This is a genomic window from Nocardiopsis coralliicola (genome assembly GCF_054779695.1).
The window spans coordinates 62,010-76,045 of the sequence record NZ_BAAGXT010000020.1 but is presented as its reverse complement, the minus strand read 5'-3'; the positions used below and the strand labels follow the sequence as shown (position 1 = coordinate 76,045).

The following is a 14,036-nucleotide window of genomic DNA, read 5'->3' as shown; positions in this document are numbered from 1 at the left end:
ACATGATACCCCGGGCAGGGCGTGGAACACCCTCTCTAGTGAAGGCGGTCACGGCCCGATCCGGCCGCGGGCATCGGGAGGCCGGGCCCCGCGGGCGCCGCGGCACCCGGAATCGGCGACAATGGCGGAGCGATCACAGGGTGTGGGCGAGACGGGAGGCCGGCGGTGACGACCAGCGAGGGCTTGGCGCGGCTCGCGGAACACCGGGTGGACCAGCGGCAGCAGAGCACCGCCGAGTGGGCCGCCGCAGCAGTGCGGGAACAGGTCATCGACGGCGCGCTGCTGCCCGGGGCGCGGCTCTCCGAGGAGGAGATCGGGGGCGCGCTCGGCGTCTCCCGGAACACGCTGCGCGAGGCGTTCCGGCTGCTCAAGCACGAGCGGCTGGTGGTGCACGAGTTCAACCGCGGCGTGTTCGTCGCCCGGCCCGCCCGGGACGACGTGGTCGACCTCTACCGGGTGCGCCGCGTGCTGGAGACGCCCGCGCTCTGCGCCCCCGGCGCCGCGTCGCCGGAGCTGGTGGCGCGGATCGGCGCGGCGGTGGAGAAGGCCGAGGCGGCGCAGTCCGCCGGCGAGTGGTCCGACGTCGGCACCGCCAACATGTACTTCCACCAGACGATCGCCGCCCTGCACCAGAGCCAGCGGATCGACGAGACCGTGCACCGCCTGCTCGCCGAAGCCCGGCTGATCTTCCACGCGATGGGCGCGCCGCGCGAGTTCCACGTGCCCTACGTCCCGCTCAACCGGGAGATCTACGAGCTCCTCCACCGGGGCCGCACGGCCGCTGCCACCGAGCGGCTCACCGCCTACTTCGACGTCGCGGAGACCCAGCTCCTCGCGGCCTTCGACGCCCTCGGCGACGGCTGAGCCCTCGGCACGGCGGTACCGCCCCGACCGGCCGCGCCCTGCTCGGAGGCCGGTGGCGCGGACCGCCCAGGCCCGGCCTGCGCCGGCTCCTCTCCGCGGACGACCCGTCGGCGCACCGCGCCGAGCCCGCGTTCCGCAGCGGGACACCGGCCGCACGCCCCGGCTTCGTCTCGCCCTCCGGGCCGGCCCGGCAGCGTCCACGGGCGTGCCGCACCCGCCTCCCCCGGACGGGTCCGGCACGCGGGTTGCGCACCTGTTCCAGCGGGCGCATCCGCGGGACGCACGGGGCCCTGTGCTGCCCTCCGCGGTGCTGTCCCGACCCGGCGTGCCCCCATCGGTACCGGCGTCCGCCACGGGCGCCGCACCGGCTGCACACCGCTGGCCCGGACATGCGAGCGCCCCCGCGCAGTGTGCTGTGCGGAGGCGGATGGCGTGGCGGGGGCGGCGGTGGGCGCTGGGGAACGCGTACGCCCCCGCCCGGGCGGGCGGGGGCGGCGGCGCTAGTTCTTCGCGGCGGAGCGGCGGTCGCGGCGGCGGCTGCGGGGGGCGGTGCGGCGGCCCGGGGCCGGGCCGCGGACGATCGGCCGCGGGCCGGTGGCCGTGGTGTCGCCGGCCAGGCCGGGGAGCAGGTCGTCCAGCTCCAGGCGGGGCGCGCTGGGCGCGGCCAGGCGCGTCGGCAGGCCGGTGGCCGCCTCGGCGGCGCCGTCCGGGGCGTCGGTGCCGTCCGGGTCCTCGTCTTCGGCGGACTCGCCCGCGGCCTGGGGCGCCGCGGCCGCGCGGGCGGCCCGCTCCTCGCGCCACCGGCGCAGGTACGCGGCGCAGGAGGTGACCAGCGGCCACTCCACCGGCGCCGGCTGGGCGAGCCCCGCCCACAGGTAGGCCTTGGTGCCCCACGTCTCCATCGCGCGGCGGGCGCGGGTGATCGTGAAGAAGGTGGGTGCGGCCAGCGCCAGCTGCGGCCAGGAGAGCACCAGGGCCACACCGAGCGGGAACAGCCCGCCGCCGGCGATGGAGAATCCGGCGGCGACGACGACCGGGGCGAGCGCCAGCGCGATGCGCAGCGAGGTGATCTGCCGGAACCGGTGCAGCGACCGGCGGACCGAGGCGCCCGTGGACAGCCCCTCCGGCAGCGGCGACGGCTGCACGACGGCGGCGAGCAGTGCCGAGGCCACCGAGATCGACAGCGCGGCGAGGATCCACACGCCCGGCGCCGACCAGGTGCCGCCGACGGCGAGCGCTACCACCGCGAGAAGCGGCAGCGGAGCCGGAACGAAGAAGAGGGCCTTGCGCCACAGCTGGCCGGATTCGGTCGGAGCCTGGACGGTCTCCTTGGCCTCGCGGAACAGCTCTGCCATTTTGGCTACGACAACTCTCACTGCAATGCCCCCACACCACCACAGTCGACCCTGATCGGGGACGCTTCCCCGCCGCATAAGGGGACGCACCGGCACCCGGCGCGGTTCACCGCGGGCACGGGCGATCGGGGAGACCCTCATCACCCGGGTGCGGCCCTCTGCTCTATCCTCTCCCGCCACAACGCTCTGGGGCAACCGATCGGTTCCTTCTTCCGGTCGCGATCCGGCCGCAGTTTCGGTAGCGGCGCGGCGCCCGTCCGCCGCCGGTGCCGATGCCGCCGCACAGCCGCCCTCGCCGCACTTCCGACGCAGGTCGCAGCCGGGATTCCGGTCGATCGGCGGTGCGGGCCCGCCGGTGTTGCGGACCGCGCGCCGCAGGCCGCCGCGCACCGCCCCACCGGGCCGCGGGCAGCCGCCGCGCGGCCCCGTCCGCGGCAGCTGCGCGGAGCCGCCGCGGCCCCGCGCGGGCCGGGTCTGCGGGGTCTCCGCCGTCCCGACGGCGGCGCTAGCGCTCGGCGAGCCGTCCGAGCGTGACCGCGACCCGCAGCACGTAGGCGCCGCGGCCGTCGGTCGGGGTGTGGCCGGTGAGCTCTGCGATACGGCTGAGCCGGTAGCGCACCGTGTTGGGGTGCACGAAGAGCATCCGCGCGGTGGACTCCAGCGACGAGGCGTGCTCGAGGTAGACCGAGAGGGTGTCCAGCAGCGGCGACCCGGCGTCCCGCAGCGGCGCGTAGATCTCCTGCACGAGCTGGGTGCGCGCGGCAGCGTCGCCGTCCAGGGCGCGCTCGGGCAGCAGGTCCTCGGCCGCGACCGGGCGCGGCGCGTCCGGCCACGCCGCGGCGGCGCGCAGCCCGCTCACCGCGGACCGCACCGAGGTGCCGGCGTCGCGCAGCTCGGCCACCGTCGGACCGACGACGACGGCGCCGGGCCCGAACAGGCCGGCGAGCGGCTCGACCGTGCTGAGCGGCGCGCGCGGCGAGCGCGCCTCCTCGGCGCCGGCGCCGAGCACCACCACCGCCCGGTCGCCCTGCAGGCCGGCGAGGACGTCGTGGCCCGCACGGCGGGCGGCGCCGCGCAGGTCCTCCAGCGCGCCTTCGGGGTCCTCGCCGGCGGCGCCGGCGACCGCCACCACCGGTGTGTGCGTCCAGCGCAGCGCCGAACCCCAGGAGGCCAGGCCCTCCTCACCGCCGTCGCCGTCGCCGTGCAGCAGCGAGTCGACGATGAGCGCCTCCAGCCGGGCGTCCCAGGAGCCGCGGGCCTCGGCGGCGCGCGCGTAGACCTTGGCGGAGCTGAACGCGACCTCGCGGGTGTAGTGCAGCACCGCCTCGCGCAGCTGCTGGGCGCCGCCGGGCGCGGCGAGGTCGTCGACCTGGCTCTCCACGACGTCGATGACGACGCGGATCATGTCGACGGTCTGCTGCAGCGACACCGAGCGGGTCAGCTCGCGGGGTGCGGTGCCGAACACCTCCACGGTGATGGCGGGGCGCCCGCGCGCGGGGTTCTTGAACCAGTCGACGAAGGCCGCGACACCGGACTGGGCGACCAGCCCGACCCACGAGCGGTCCTCGGCCGACATGCGGCGGAACCAGTTGAGCCGGCTCTCCATGGCGGCAACGGAGGCGGTGCCCAGCACACCCATGGAGCGCTCCAGGCGCCGCGCCGTGGCCGCGCGGACCTCGGCATCCGCCGCCCCGGCCGCCAGCTCGCCGCCGGGGGCGACGCCGGCGCCGGCGTCGCCCCCGGCGGTCCCGGCGTCGCGCGCGGTTCCGCGCTCGGCGCTCTGCCCCGCGTCCCGGGCTGCTTCCTCGGCTGCCCGATCAGGGCCTGACGTGCTCACGCTTCCCAGGGTGGCACCACCCGGCGGCCCGGTGCGCACTCCACGCTGCACCGCGCGGGCGACGCGGATCACACGCGGACGCGCGGCCGCGGCCCGCCCCCTGCCGCAGCAGGCCTCCGCCGGCCCGCCCGCGCACATCCGCCGCGCCGGGCGGCCGGGCCTGCCAGCACCGGCCTTCCGCCCGCCGCTCCGCGCCGGACCCGGCCGCGGAAGGGGCCGCCGGGAGCGGGGCAGCGGCCGGCCCCGAACGAGCCCGTATCAGCGCGGGCTTGTAGGAACCCGACAAAGCGCCTCTCCTAAACTTCGTCGTGCTCCCCATCCGACTGGTGATCTCCCACAGGGCAGGGTTGTTGTCGTGCTTGTAATCGTTGCTCCGGGCCAAGGCGCCCAGGTTCCCGGATTCCTCTCTCCGTGGCTCGAGACCCCCGGTACGGCCGAACGCCTCGAACGCTGGTCGCCGGTGGCCGGACTCGACCTGGTCCACGCCGGCACGCAGGCCGGCGCCGACGAGATCCGCGACACCGCGGTGGCGCAGCCGCTGCTGGTGGCCGCCGGAATCGCCGCGGCCGAGGCGGTCTTCGGCGGCCTGGAGGCCGCCGCCGCGCAGGCAGGCGCCGTTGCCGGGCACAGCGTCGGCGAGTTCACCGCCGCCGCGCTCGCGGGTGTCCTGACCCCCGAGGACGCGCTGCGGCTGGTCGCCGAGCGCGGCCGCGGCATGGCCGACGCCGCGGCGGCCGCCGACACCTCGATGACCGCTGTCCTCGGCGGCGACCGGGACGAGGTGCTCGCCGCCATCGAAGCCGCCGGGCTCACCCCGGCCAATGACAACGGTGCCGGGCAGATCGTCGCCGCGGGCACCGCGGAGGCGCTCGCCGCGTTCGCCGCGGCCCCTCCGGCGCGCGCCCGGCTCCGCCCGCTGCCGGTGGCCGGCGCCTTCCACACCGAGCACATGGCCCCCGCGGTGCAGCGGGTGGAGGCCGTCGCCGCCGGCCTCTCCCCCGCCGACCCGCAGACCGCGCTGCTGTCCAACGCCGACGGCGCGGTGGTCGCCAGCGGCACCGAGTACCTGAAGCGGCTGGTGGCCCAGATCAGCTCGCCGGTCCGGTGGAACGCCTGCTCGGAGACGCTCGCCGGCCTAGGGGTGACCGGCCTCATCGAGCTGCCGCCCGCCGGTACGCTGACCGGGCTGGCCAAGCGCTCCCTGCGCGGTGTCGAGCTGCTCGCCGTCAAGACCCCCGACGACGTGGCGGAGGCCCGCCGCATGGTGGCCGAACACGCCGGAACCGCCTCCACGGAAGGTCTCGAATGACTGGGTCGAGCAGCGCATCCGCGCACGGCGCGCCGGAGCGGCGCGCCTTCGCCCGGCGCGCCCCCCGCGGCGCGCGGGTCGCCGCGTTCGGCGAGTACCAGCCCGCCAACACCGTCACCAACGAGGACCTCGCGCAGCGGGTGGACACCTCCGACGCGTGGATCCGCAGCCGCGTCGGCATCGAGGAGCGCCGCATCGCCGGACCGGGCGACACGGTGCTGTCGATGGCGGTGGCCGCCGGCGGCAAGGCGCTCGCGGCCGGCGGGCTCGCCCCGGACGACATCGACCTGGTGATCGTGGCGACCTGCACCGCCACCGACCAGATCCCCAACACCGCGGCCAGCGTCGCCGCGCGGCTGGGCATCCCCGCACCGGGCGCGTTCGACGTGAACGCCGCCTGCGCCGGGTTCTGCTACGCGCTCGGCCTCGCCGCGGACGCCGTGCGCGGGGGCTCGGCCCGGCAGGTGCTCGTGGTCGGCGCGGAGAAGCTGTCCGACTGGGTGGACTGGGACGACCGGTCCACCTGCGTGATCTTCGCCGACGGTGCCGGGGCCGCCGTGGTCTCGGCCGCCGAGCCGGACGAGGACGCCATCGGGCCGGTGGTCTGGGGCAGTTCCGGCGAGCGCGCCGACAAGATCTACCTGCGCGACCACCGCTACCTCTACCAGGAGGGCCAGGCGGTGTTCCGGTGGACCACCACCGAGCTCTACCCGGTCGCCCTGGAGGCGCTGGAGCAGGCCGGCGTCGACCCGTCGGAACTGACCGCGTTCGTCCCGCACCAGGCCAACCTGCGCATCGTCGAGGCGATCGCGCGCAAGCTGGGAGCGCCGCAGGCGATCGTCGCCCGCGATATCGTCGCCGCGGGCAACACCTCGTCGGCGTCGATTCCGCTGGCCGTCTCCCGCATGGCCGAGCGCGGCGAGCTCCCGTCCGGGAGCACGGTGCTGACGCTGGGCTTCGGGGCCGGCCTGACCTACGCGGCGCAGGTCCTGCGCATCCCCTGAGTCCGCCCGCGGGACGCACCCCGCGGCATCCGATCCGAACCGACGACCCATCAGTGAAGGAGAACCACCCCATGGCAGAGCAGCTCACCGAGAAGCAGATCCTCGAAGGCCTCGGCGAGATCGTCGACGAGATCGCGGGTGTCCCGGCCAGCGAGGTCACCCCGGAGAAGACCTTCGTGGACGACCTCGACATCGACTCCCTGTCGATGGTGGAGATCGCCGTCGCCGCCCAGGACAAGTTCGGCGCGGAGATCCCCGACGACAAGCTCAAGGACCTGAAGACGGTCCAGGACGTCATCACCTACGTCCAGAAGCAGGGCGTCGCGGGGTAGAGCCGCTGCGGCCGGACGTCCCGGGACGGGGCGTCCGCACACGGGGCCGCCCGTACGCGGGCGCCCCGGAAGAGTGGGCGTCAGCCAGAATCAGGCGTTCGCCCGCGGCGGAGCAGTACCCGCCCGGCGGCACTGCAGCAGCGGTGCCCCGCCGGCCGCGGTACCACCCCCGCCGCCGCGGGCCGCTCCCCGAACCGACTGGACACGAAGCGAAGGGCGTAGAAGGCCGATGAAGAGCACCGACGTCGTCGTCACGGGCCTCGGCGCCACCACCCCCGTGGGGGGTGACGCCGCCTCGACCTGGGCCGCCCTCATCGAAGGCCGGTCCGGGGTCGCCACCATCGACGAACCCTGGGCCGAAGAGCTGCCGGTGCGCATCGCCGGCCAGGCCGCCGTCGACCCCGCCGAGCACTTCCCGCGCGCGCGGCTGCGGCGCCTCGACCGCACCCAGCAGTTCGCGCTGGTGGCGGCGGAGCAGGCGTGGCAGGACGCCGGCACGCCGGAGGTGGACCCGCTGCGCCTGGGCGCGGTCGTCTCCAGCGGCATCGGCGGCATCCTCACCATCCTCGAGCAGTACGACACGTTCCGGGAGAAGGGCTGGCGCCGCGTCTCCCCGTTCACCGTGCCGATGCTCATGCCGAACAGCCCGGTCGCGGCGGTCTCCCTGGAGTACGGCGCCCGGGCCGGCGCGCACGCACCGGTCAGCGCCTGCGCATCCAGCGCGGAGGCGATCGCCGACGCGATCCGGATGATCCGCTCCGGCGAGGCGGACGTGGTGATCGCCGGCGGCACCGAAGCCGCCATCCACCCGCTGAACATCGCATCGTTCGCTTCGATGCGCGCGCTGTCCACGAACAACGACGACCCGACCGGCGCGTCCCGCCCCTGGGACGTCTCCCGGGACGGCTTCGTCATGGGCGAGGGCGCCGGCATCCTGGTACTGGAGTCCGCCGAGCACGCGCAGGCCCGCGGTGCCCGCGTGTACGCGGTCGCGGCCGGCGCCGGCTACTCGGCCGACGCGCACGACATCGTCTCGCCCGACCCGGACGGCCAGGTGCGCGCGATCCGCGCCGCACTCGCCGACGCCGGGCTGCGCGCCGAGGAGATCGCGCACGTGAACGCGCACGCCACCTCGACGCCGGCGGGCGACGTCGGCGAGACCGTGGCGATCCGGCGCGCGCTGGGCGACTCTGCAGCCGACCGGGTCGCCGTCACCTCGACCAAGTCGATGACCGGGCACCTGCTCGGCGGTGCGGGCGCCGTCGAGTCGATGGCCACGGTGCTGGCGCTGCACGAGGGGCGCATCCCGCCGACGATCAACATCTCCGAGCTCGACCCGGAGGTGGTGGTCGACGTGGTCCGGGACAAGCCCCGCGACCTGCCCGGCGACGCGGTCGCCGCGATCAACGAGGGCTTCGGCTTCGGCGGGCACAACGTCGCGGTGGCGTTCCGCCGCGCCTGAGCAGCCTGCTGGACCAGGCCGGAACGGCGATGGGCCGGGAGCGGATCTCCGCTCCCGGCCCATCGCCGTCTGCCGCCCTGCCGCCGGGGCCGCACCCCCGGTGCCGCCGGGCTGCTCCCGCTGCGGCGCTGCCGCCTCCGCACCGCCGCCCGGAGCCGCCGCCCCGCCGTCGGCTGCGCGGTCAGCGCTCGCCGCCAGGCGGCGGGAACTCGTCCAGGCGGGGGCGCTTGGGGAGGCGGCCGTCGCCGGAGGAGCGGCCGAAGGCCCGGCGCCGCAGCCACGGCACGAGGTATTCGCGGGTCCAGCGGAGCTGCTCGCGGCGGCGCAGGATCGTGGGCAGCACCGGCGTGGGCCGCTCCCAGGGGTCTTCCCAGATCTCCCGGGGGCCCATCGGCCGGCCGATGACCTCGGCGACGCGGGCGGCGACGATGTGGTGGCCGGCGCCGTTGAAGTGCAGCCGGTCGTCGCTCCACGCCTGGGGGTCGTTGAGCGCCGGCATCGACCACAGGTCGACGATGTCGGCACCGGTCCGCTCAGCGAGCGCGCGCAGGTGCATGCTGAACACCGCGATCCGGCCGCGGTAGATCCGCAGCACGGGGATCCAGCCGGTGTCGAACCCGGACAGCACCACGACGCGGATGCCGGCCTCCCGGATCCGCTGCACCGCCGCCTCGAGGCTCCCGGCCAGGGCGTCCAGGTCGGCGTTGGGGCGCAGGACGTCGTTGCCGCCCGCGAGCACGGTCACCAGGTCGGGCCGCTCGGTGAGGACCGCGTCGAGCTGCTCGCCGACGATGTGGTGCATGCGGCGGCCGCGGACGCCGAGGTTGGCGTAGCGGAACCCGGGGACGCCGACCGCGAGGTGCTCGGCGAGGCGGTCGGCGAAGCCGCGGTACCCGCCGTCGGCCCCGACGTCCTCCAGTCCCTCGGTGATGCTGTCGCCGATCGCCATGTAGGACCGGACGACAGCCGGCGCCTTCTTCTGCTGGTCGTCGGGGGTGCGGTCGCCTCCCGGACGCTGCGTCTCCAGGTCAGTCACGTCTACCAATCATGCGGGTCGGGGCAGGGCGCAGGCACACCGCTGCGGGCCGTCGCAGAGGGGGTCTGGCGCAGCACTGCACACACGGCCGGAGCTGGGCGGGTGCGGGATGAGGCGGGCGGCCGGGCGACCACCGGATGTGCCCTGGCTGACACTGCCTCTGCTGACACCGTGGCGAGCGTGTCGCGATCGGAAGACGGGGGTACGGCGTGCGTGACAAGCATACCGCCGCCGTCCGACCGACGGCGGGGCGACGCCCGACCGAGACCGGCGTTCCGCCCTTCTGTGACCTGCCCCCGGCGCACCGGCCCTCGCGCGGTCGGGTAGACCGGGGCCCGACGGCGGCGCCGGTGCGCGCCGGCGCCGGTGAACCGCACCACGAGACGACGGGAAACACCCCTGCGATGAGCACCGAGACGACGCCGGACTTCGGCGGCGACTTCCCCGCCAACGACCTCGAAACCGCCCTGCACGCGGCGCTGGAGGGTGCGCCCGGCGCGCCCGAGGACTTCCTCGCCCGGCTGCGGGCGGCGACCGTGTGGGTCCCGGTCCCCGAGGGCTCCGGGCAGCAGGACGACGGGTCGGTGGCGCTGCCCTCCGTGGAACTGGAGGGTGTGGTCTACATCCCGGTGTTCACCTCGCGGGCGCAGTACGACCGGCGCAGCGCCGAGGTCCCGGGGGCCGAGCTGGCAATGGCCGACCTGGCCGAGGTGCTGCCGTCCGGGGTGGGCCTTGCCGTCAACCCCGGCAACGAGGCGAGCGTCCCGATCGGCCCGGAATCCGTCGCCGCCCTCGCGGGCGGGGAGCCGGCCGCGGACTGACCGGGCCCGCTGGCGGGCCGGCAGCAGAGCCGCTGCCGGAGGCGCCGCGGGAACCCGCCGCTCCCCCGCCGCAGTGGCGCAGCTCATAGTAGCGTTGCCGGTGCGGCTCCCGCAGGGCGGCGGCGCCGCGCGGGCAGGGCGGTGCGGCCCGGCAGCGCAGCGCCCCGGGCCGCACCGCGAACCCCGGAGCGGCGAATCCGGCAGAACCCCCATACAGTGACCCATACAGTGGAACAGCAGCACTGCCAGTGGCGCCCCGGGACCGCCTCCCGGGCCGCATGCGCCCGCCGGACTCCAGGAGGTCGAGGTCTTCCGCGGATGAACGCCATCTCCCCGATCTGCCTGGCCGACCTCGCCCCCGCGCTGCGCTGGCAGCGCGCCACCGAGCTCGCACCGGTTCTGCGCCACCCCCGCCTCGCCGACGGCTGGTGGCTGTCGGTGCCGCTGCCGCGGGTGCTCGACGTGGCCGGCACCGCGTGGCTGGCCAACGGCGCCGCCGCGGTCGCCGACGAGTACTGGGCCCATCTGGCGATCGGCGATTTCATTCCGTCGCTGCGCGGCTGCACGGTGGAGCTGGACGACATCGCCGAACCCGTCTCCGGCGCGCTGGCGGGCACCGCCGGAAGCTGGGAGGCGCTGCTCAGCGCCACGCCGCAGGAGATGCGCACCTGGGCGCTGCCGGCGGGCTGCGGACGGCTGGAGATCATCGGCGCGGCCGTGTGGCGCGCAGTGCAGCCGTTCGGGACCGACGCCGCGAGCGGCCCGCTGCCGTCGCCGGGGCTGGTCATCGAAGCGGTGCGGACCGTCGCCCACTGGATTCCCGAATCTGCGCCGGAGCACGTGCGCCGCGCGCTGGCCTACCTCTCGGATGCGACCGGTGCGCGGCTGGGCGAGGCCGCTGCGGGGGCCGACGGCCCGCCGGAGCACCCGCCGCAGAGCGCCGCCACGCACGCCATCCGCACGCTGCGGGCGCTGCGCGCCCAGCACGCCATGGATGCCGCCGACGCAGAGGGCGGCGCGGAGGCGCCGGCCCCCGCCGCGCCCTTCGGCGGAGCGGTCGGCGGATTCGGCGGCTCAGCACCCGGTGGCGCGCCGGCCCCGGCACCCGCCGACGGCTACGGGGGCCACGCGGCCGCTCCGGTCTCCGGCGGGTTCTCCGCCGGGCATGCCGCGCACACCGCCGCCGCGGCGCCGGACTCGGCCCCGGCCGGGTACGGCGGGACCGCCCCCGCCGAGCTCGGCGCGCACCCGCTGGTCGACCTGATCGAGGAGCTGCTGCGCGGCTGGAGCCCGCTGGAGCGCACGGTGGCCGCGGAGCGGCTGTTCGCCGCCGAGCCGATCAGCATCCGGCTGCTCGCCGAGCGGATCGGCGCCGGCCTCAAGGAGATCCGCACCGCCCAGCGCTCGGTGGAGGAGCGGCTGCTGACCTGGCTGTCGTCACCGGACGGCGAAGCCATCGGCCGGCACCTGCGCGAACTCAGCGAACGCCTCGGCGCGGCGACCACCATCGAGCAGCTCATCGGCGCCCACCCGGACCACCCGGTGGCGGTGCCGTCACTGGACGCACCGCTGTGGCGGGTCGTCATCACCTTCTTCACCGACCGCCGGATGCACAACGGCTGGCTCGTCGCCGACGATCCGGAGCGGCTGCGCTGGCAGACCCGGGAGATGCTGGGCGACGCGCCGAGCCTGGCCGACGCGGGGGTGCGGCTGGGCCGGATCGGCATCCGGCAGCAGTCGCTGCGCGCCTGGCTGCTGAGCACCCCGGGGATCGAGATCAGGGACGGCCGGGTGCTGCTCGACCCGTCGATGCCGCCGGAGGGCCCGGCGCCCGCGCCCGCGTTCGGCGGTGCGCCGGACGTGTCCGGCGGGCTGCCGGGCAGCCCGCCGATGACCGCGGGCGGGCTGCCGATCCGGCGCCGGCCCGGCGCTCCGGCCGAGGAGTCCGGCGGGTTCGCCGAAGCGCCGCACTCCGGGCATCCGGAGCACGCGGCCGGCCACGGCGGTCCCGCGGGGCACGGCCCGCATTCGGACGGCCCGGCTCAGGGCGCACCGCAGGGGGCCCACGGCGTCGCCGAGTCGCCGCGGTGCTTCCGTGCGCCGGACGGGCGCTGGTGGCACCGGGTGGACATCACCGCCGACCACCTGCACGGCGCACCGGTCACGGTGCCGCCGGGCTACGCCACCCATCTCGGCCTGCAGCCCGGCCGACTGCTCTGCCTCACCGCGCCCGGCGCCGACCTGCTGGTGCTGGTCTGGCGGGACGAGCCCGCGTTCGACTCGCTGCGGCCGCTGCTGCGGCGGCTGTCCGCGCAGGCCGGCGACCGGCTGTTCATCACCGTCGAGGGCGACCGGCTGGACGCGCGCCGGCTCCCGGCGGCGGACCTGGGCAGCCAGGGCCCGACCGGGCGGGCGCTGCACCTGATCGGCTACACCGCCCCGGCCGGCACCGAGGAGGCGCTGCGCATCATCGCGCGGCGGATCAGCGACCTGCCCGACCCGGACACGGCGCCGCAGCCCGACCCGCGCTCCCTGGTGGAGCAGCTGTCGTCGCGGGGCGACGCCGACATCGCCGACGAGCTCCGGCAGAGCTTCAGCGCGGTTCCCTAGGCCCTGCCTTCCGGAAGGGGCCGGTTCGCGCAGCCGGATCCGGACCGCGGCGGGTCGGAGGCCCCGGCGGAGATCGCGGCCCGCTTGCCGTTGCGGGCGGCGGCCGCCCGGTGGCTGCCTGCCCAGGCTGGCGCTGCGCTCCTCGGCGCTGCGCCCGCGGCTCTCCCGCCGACCGGCGGGCGTGCCGATCGCCGCGGTGGTTTCCGCAGGGGGCGCGGACCGCGGCTCCGGAGAACGCCTTGCCACCCGGCACCCGGCCGGGGCCGCTGCGGCACAGGATCGCAGTGGCGGCCCCGCGGTGATCGGCCCAGTGCGTGCCCCTGCGTGCTGGGACGGGCGTGAGCGGGGCGGGTCGCCCCCCTTCGGCGCCGGAGGGTTCACGGCACCGGCAGGAGCGCCGAGACGCCGGGACCCGCGCCCCTCCCCCGCCTCGCCGACACGGCCCCGGGGCGTCCGGGTGCTGCCGCTCCCGCCGCACCGTACTCCCGGCACGGCACAGGGCCGCACGCTGCGTGCGTGCGGCCCTGTGCGGTACTGCTGCCGGACCCGGCCGGCCGCGGATCAGACGTTGAAGCCGAGCATCCGCAGCTGGTCGCGGCCGTCCTCGGTGATCTTGTCCGGACCCCACGGCGGCATCCAGACCCAGTTGATCGCGACGTCGCGGCCGAACTCGTCCAGCGCCGAGGTCGCCTGGTCCTCGATCACGTCGGTGAGCGGGCAGGCCGCACTGGTCAGCGTCATGTCCAGGGTGATGCTGGCGTCGTCGGCCTGGACGCCGTAGAGCAGGCCGAGGTCGACGACGTTGACGCCGAGCTCGGGGTCGATGACGTCCTTCAGCGACTCGCTGATCTCCTCGACCAGCATCTCCTGGCTCGGGCCGCCCGCGGCGCCCTCCGCGGGCGGCGCCGCGGTCTCGTTCTCGGTCATGAGACCCCCTCCACGGACTGGGCCGTCGCGTCCTTGAACGCCATCCAGGCGAGCAGGGCGCACTTGATACGGGCAGGGTATTGGGACACGCCGGCGAACGCCACCGCGTCGTCGAGCACATCCTCGTCCGGCTCGCCCTGGCCCTTGGAGTGCATGAGCTCGGTGAACGCCTCCAGCGTGGCCATGCCCTCGGCGACCGTGCGGCCGATGAGGAGGTCGGTCATGACCGACGCGCTGGCCTGGCTGATGGAGCAGCCCATGCTGTCGTAGGACACGTCGGCGATGGTCGAGCCGGAGCTCTGGGCGCCGCCCTCCGGCGGCTTCAGGTGCACCCGGAGCGTGATCTCGTCGCCGCAGGTCGGGTTGATGTGGTGCGCTTCGCCCTCGTGCGGCTCCCGCAGCCCCTTGTTGTGCGGGTTGCGGTAGTGGTCCAGGATGATCTCCTGGTACATCGCGTCGAGTCGCATCGCTGGCCGTCC

General features: G+C 76.0%; 12 protein-coding genes. 7 read left to right on the top strand and 5 right to left on the bottom strand.

The genetic code is table 11. The annotated features are described in order from the left end of the window. The first annotated feature begins 165 nt into the window (after nucleotides 1-165). A complete protein-coding gene (locus ACYVGT_RS15740; RefSeq protein WP_460858830.1) occupies nucleotides 166-864 on the top strand; it encodes a GntR family transcriptional regulator in 699 nt (232 codons plus the stop codon). A gap of 500 nt (nucleotides 865-1,364) precedes the next feature. Here ACYVGT_RS15740 and ACYVGT_RS15735 read toward each other — a convergent pair whose 3' ends face one another. Together ACYVGT_RS15735 and ACYVGT_RS15730 are read right to left on the bottom strand one after the other, a co-directional pair. After that, nucleotides 1,365-2,219 carry a hypothetical protein gene (locus tag ACYVGT_RS15735; protein ID WP_460858827.1) on the bottom strand — a complete coding sequence of 285 codons (855 nt, stop codon included), beginning with the start codon at nucleotides 2,217-2,219 and terminating at the stop codon, nucleotides 1,365-1,367. 505 nt (nucleotides 2,220-2,724) lie between these two features. After that, on the bottom strand, nucleotides 2,725-3,921 hold the full coding sequence (locus ACYVGT_RS15730; RefSeq protein WP_460858899.1) for a PucR family transcriptional regulator: 1,197 nt from the start codon (nucleotides 3,919-3,921) through the stop codon (nucleotides 2,725-2,727). A gap of 490 nt (nucleotides 3,922-4,411) precedes the next feature. On the opposite strand from ACYVGT_RS15730, the gene ACYVGT_RS15725 reads away from it, so the two are divergent. The 4 genes from ACYVGT_RS15725 (at nucleotide 4,412) to fabF (ending at nucleotide 8,163) form a co-directional block, all read left to right on the top strand. Next, entirely contained in the window at nucleotides 4,412-5,365 is a 954-nt protein-coding gene (locus ACYVGT_RS15725) for an ACP S-malonyltransferase (protein WP_460858825.1), read from the top strand. Beyond that, nucleotides 5,362-6,369 carry a beta-ketoacyl-ACP synthase III gene (locus ACYVGT_RS15720; RefSeq protein ID WP_460858823.1) on the top strand — a complete coding sequence of 336 codons (1,008 nt, stop codon included), beginning with the start codon at nucleotides 5,362-5,364 and terminating at the stop codon, nucleotides 6,367-6,369. Before ACYVGT_RS15725 ends, ACYVGT_RS15720 begins: the two co-directional genes overlap by 4 nt. A gap of 71 nt (nucleotides 6,370-6,440) precedes the next feature. Continuing rightward, nucleotides 6,441-6,701: an acyl carrier protein gene (locus ACYVGT_RS15715; protein ID WP_460858821.1), complete on the top strand. Its 261-nt coding sequence runs from the start codon at nucleotides 6,441-6,443 to the stop codon at nucleotides 6,699-6,701. 229 nt (nucleotides 6,702-6,930) lie between these two features. Further along, nucleotides 6,931-8,163, top strand: a complete 1,233-nt coding sequence (gene fabF, locus ACYVGT_RS15710) for a beta-ketoacyl-ACP synthase II (protein WP_460858818.1) — start codon at nucleotides 6,931-6,933, stop codon at nucleotides 8,161-8,163. A gap of 181 nt (nucleotides 8,164-8,344) precedes the next feature. Here fabF and ACYVGT_RS15705 read toward each other — a convergent pair whose 3' ends face one another. After that, nucleotides 8,345-9,112, bottom strand: a complete 768-nt coding sequence (locus ACYVGT_RS15705; protein WP_460858897.1) for an SGNH/GDSL hydrolase family protein — start codon at nucleotides 9,110-9,112, stop codon at nucleotides 8,345-8,347. A 491-nt stretch (nucleotides 9,113-9,603) separates the two neighbouring features. Here ACYVGT_RS15705 and ACYVGT_RS15700 point away from each other — a divergent pair, with 491 nt between their 5' ends. After that, complete coding sequence (locus tag ACYVGT_RS15700) at nucleotides 9,604-10,020, top strand: SseB family protein (RefSeq protein WP_460858815.1); 417 nt, start codon at nucleotides 9,604-9,606, stop codon at nucleotides 10,018-10,020. 318 nt (nucleotides 10,021-10,338) lie between these two features. Next, nucleotides 10,339-12,630: a hypothetical protein gene (locus ACYVGT_RS15695; RefSeq protein WP_460858813.1), complete on the top strand. Its 2,292-nt coding sequence runs from the start codon at nucleotides 10,339-10,341 to the stop codon at nucleotides 12,628-12,630. A gap of 561 nt (nucleotides 12,631-13,191) precedes the next feature. On the opposite strand, the gene ACYVGT_RS15690 is transcribed toward ACYVGT_RS15695, so the two are convergent. Both ACYVGT_RS15690 and sufU read right to left on the bottom strand, forming a co-directional pair. Next, nucleotides 13,192-13,557 (bottom strand): metal-sulfur cluster assembly factor, encoded by a 366-nt coding sequence (locus ACYVGT_RS15690; protein WP_460858811.1) that lies wholly within the window; start codon nucleotides 13,555-13,557, stop codon nucleotides 13,192-13,194. After that, nucleotides 13,554-14,024 (bottom strand): Fe-S cluster assembly sulfur transfer protein SufU, encoded by a 471-nt coding sequence (gene sufU / locus ACYVGT_RS15685; RefSeq protein WP_460858809.1) that lies wholly within the window; start codon nucleotides 14,022-14,024, stop codon nucleotides 13,554-13,556. Before sufU ends, ACYVGT_RS15690 begins: the two co-directional genes overlap by 4 nt. Between the last annotated feature and the right edge of the window lie 12 nt (nucleotides 14,025-14,036).

Coding starts and splice junctions, on each gene's coding strand:
- ACYVGT_RS15735 (WP_460858827.1), bottom strand. CDS start 2,219: ATGGCAGAGCTGTTCCGCGAGGCCAAGGAGACCGTCCAGGCTCCGACC.
- ACYVGT_RS15720 (WP_460858823.1), top strand. CDS start 5,362: ATGACTGGGTCGAGCAGCGCATCCGCGCACGGCGCGCCGGAGCGGCGC.
- ACYVGT_RS15715 (WP_460858821.1), top strand. CDS start 6,441: ATGGCAGAGCAGCTCACCGAGAAGCAGATCCTCGAAGGCCTCGGCGAG.
- fabF (WP_460858818.1), top strand. CDS start 6,931: ATGAAGAGCACCGACGTCGTCGTCACGGGCCTCGGCGCCACCACCCCC.
- ACYVGT_RS15705 (WP_460858897.1), bottom strand. CDS start 9,112: ATGGCGATCGGCGACAGCATCACCGAGGGACTGGAGGACGTCGGGGCC.
- ACYVGT_RS15700 (WP_460858815.1), top strand. CDS start 9,604: ATGAGCACCGAGACGACGCCGGACTTCGGCGGCGACTTCCCCGCCAAC.
- ACYVGT_RS15695 (WP_460858813.1), top strand. CDS start 10,339: ATGAACGCCATCTCCCCGATCTGCCTGGCCGACCTCGCCCCCGCGCTG.
- ACYVGT_RS15690 (WP_460858811.1), bottom strand. CDS start 13,557: ATGACCGAGAACGAGACCGCGGCGCCGCCCGCGGAGGGCGCCGCGGGC.
- sufU (WP_460858809.1), bottom strand. CDS start 14,024: ATGCGACTCGACGCGATGTACCAGGAGATCATCCTGGACCACTACCGC.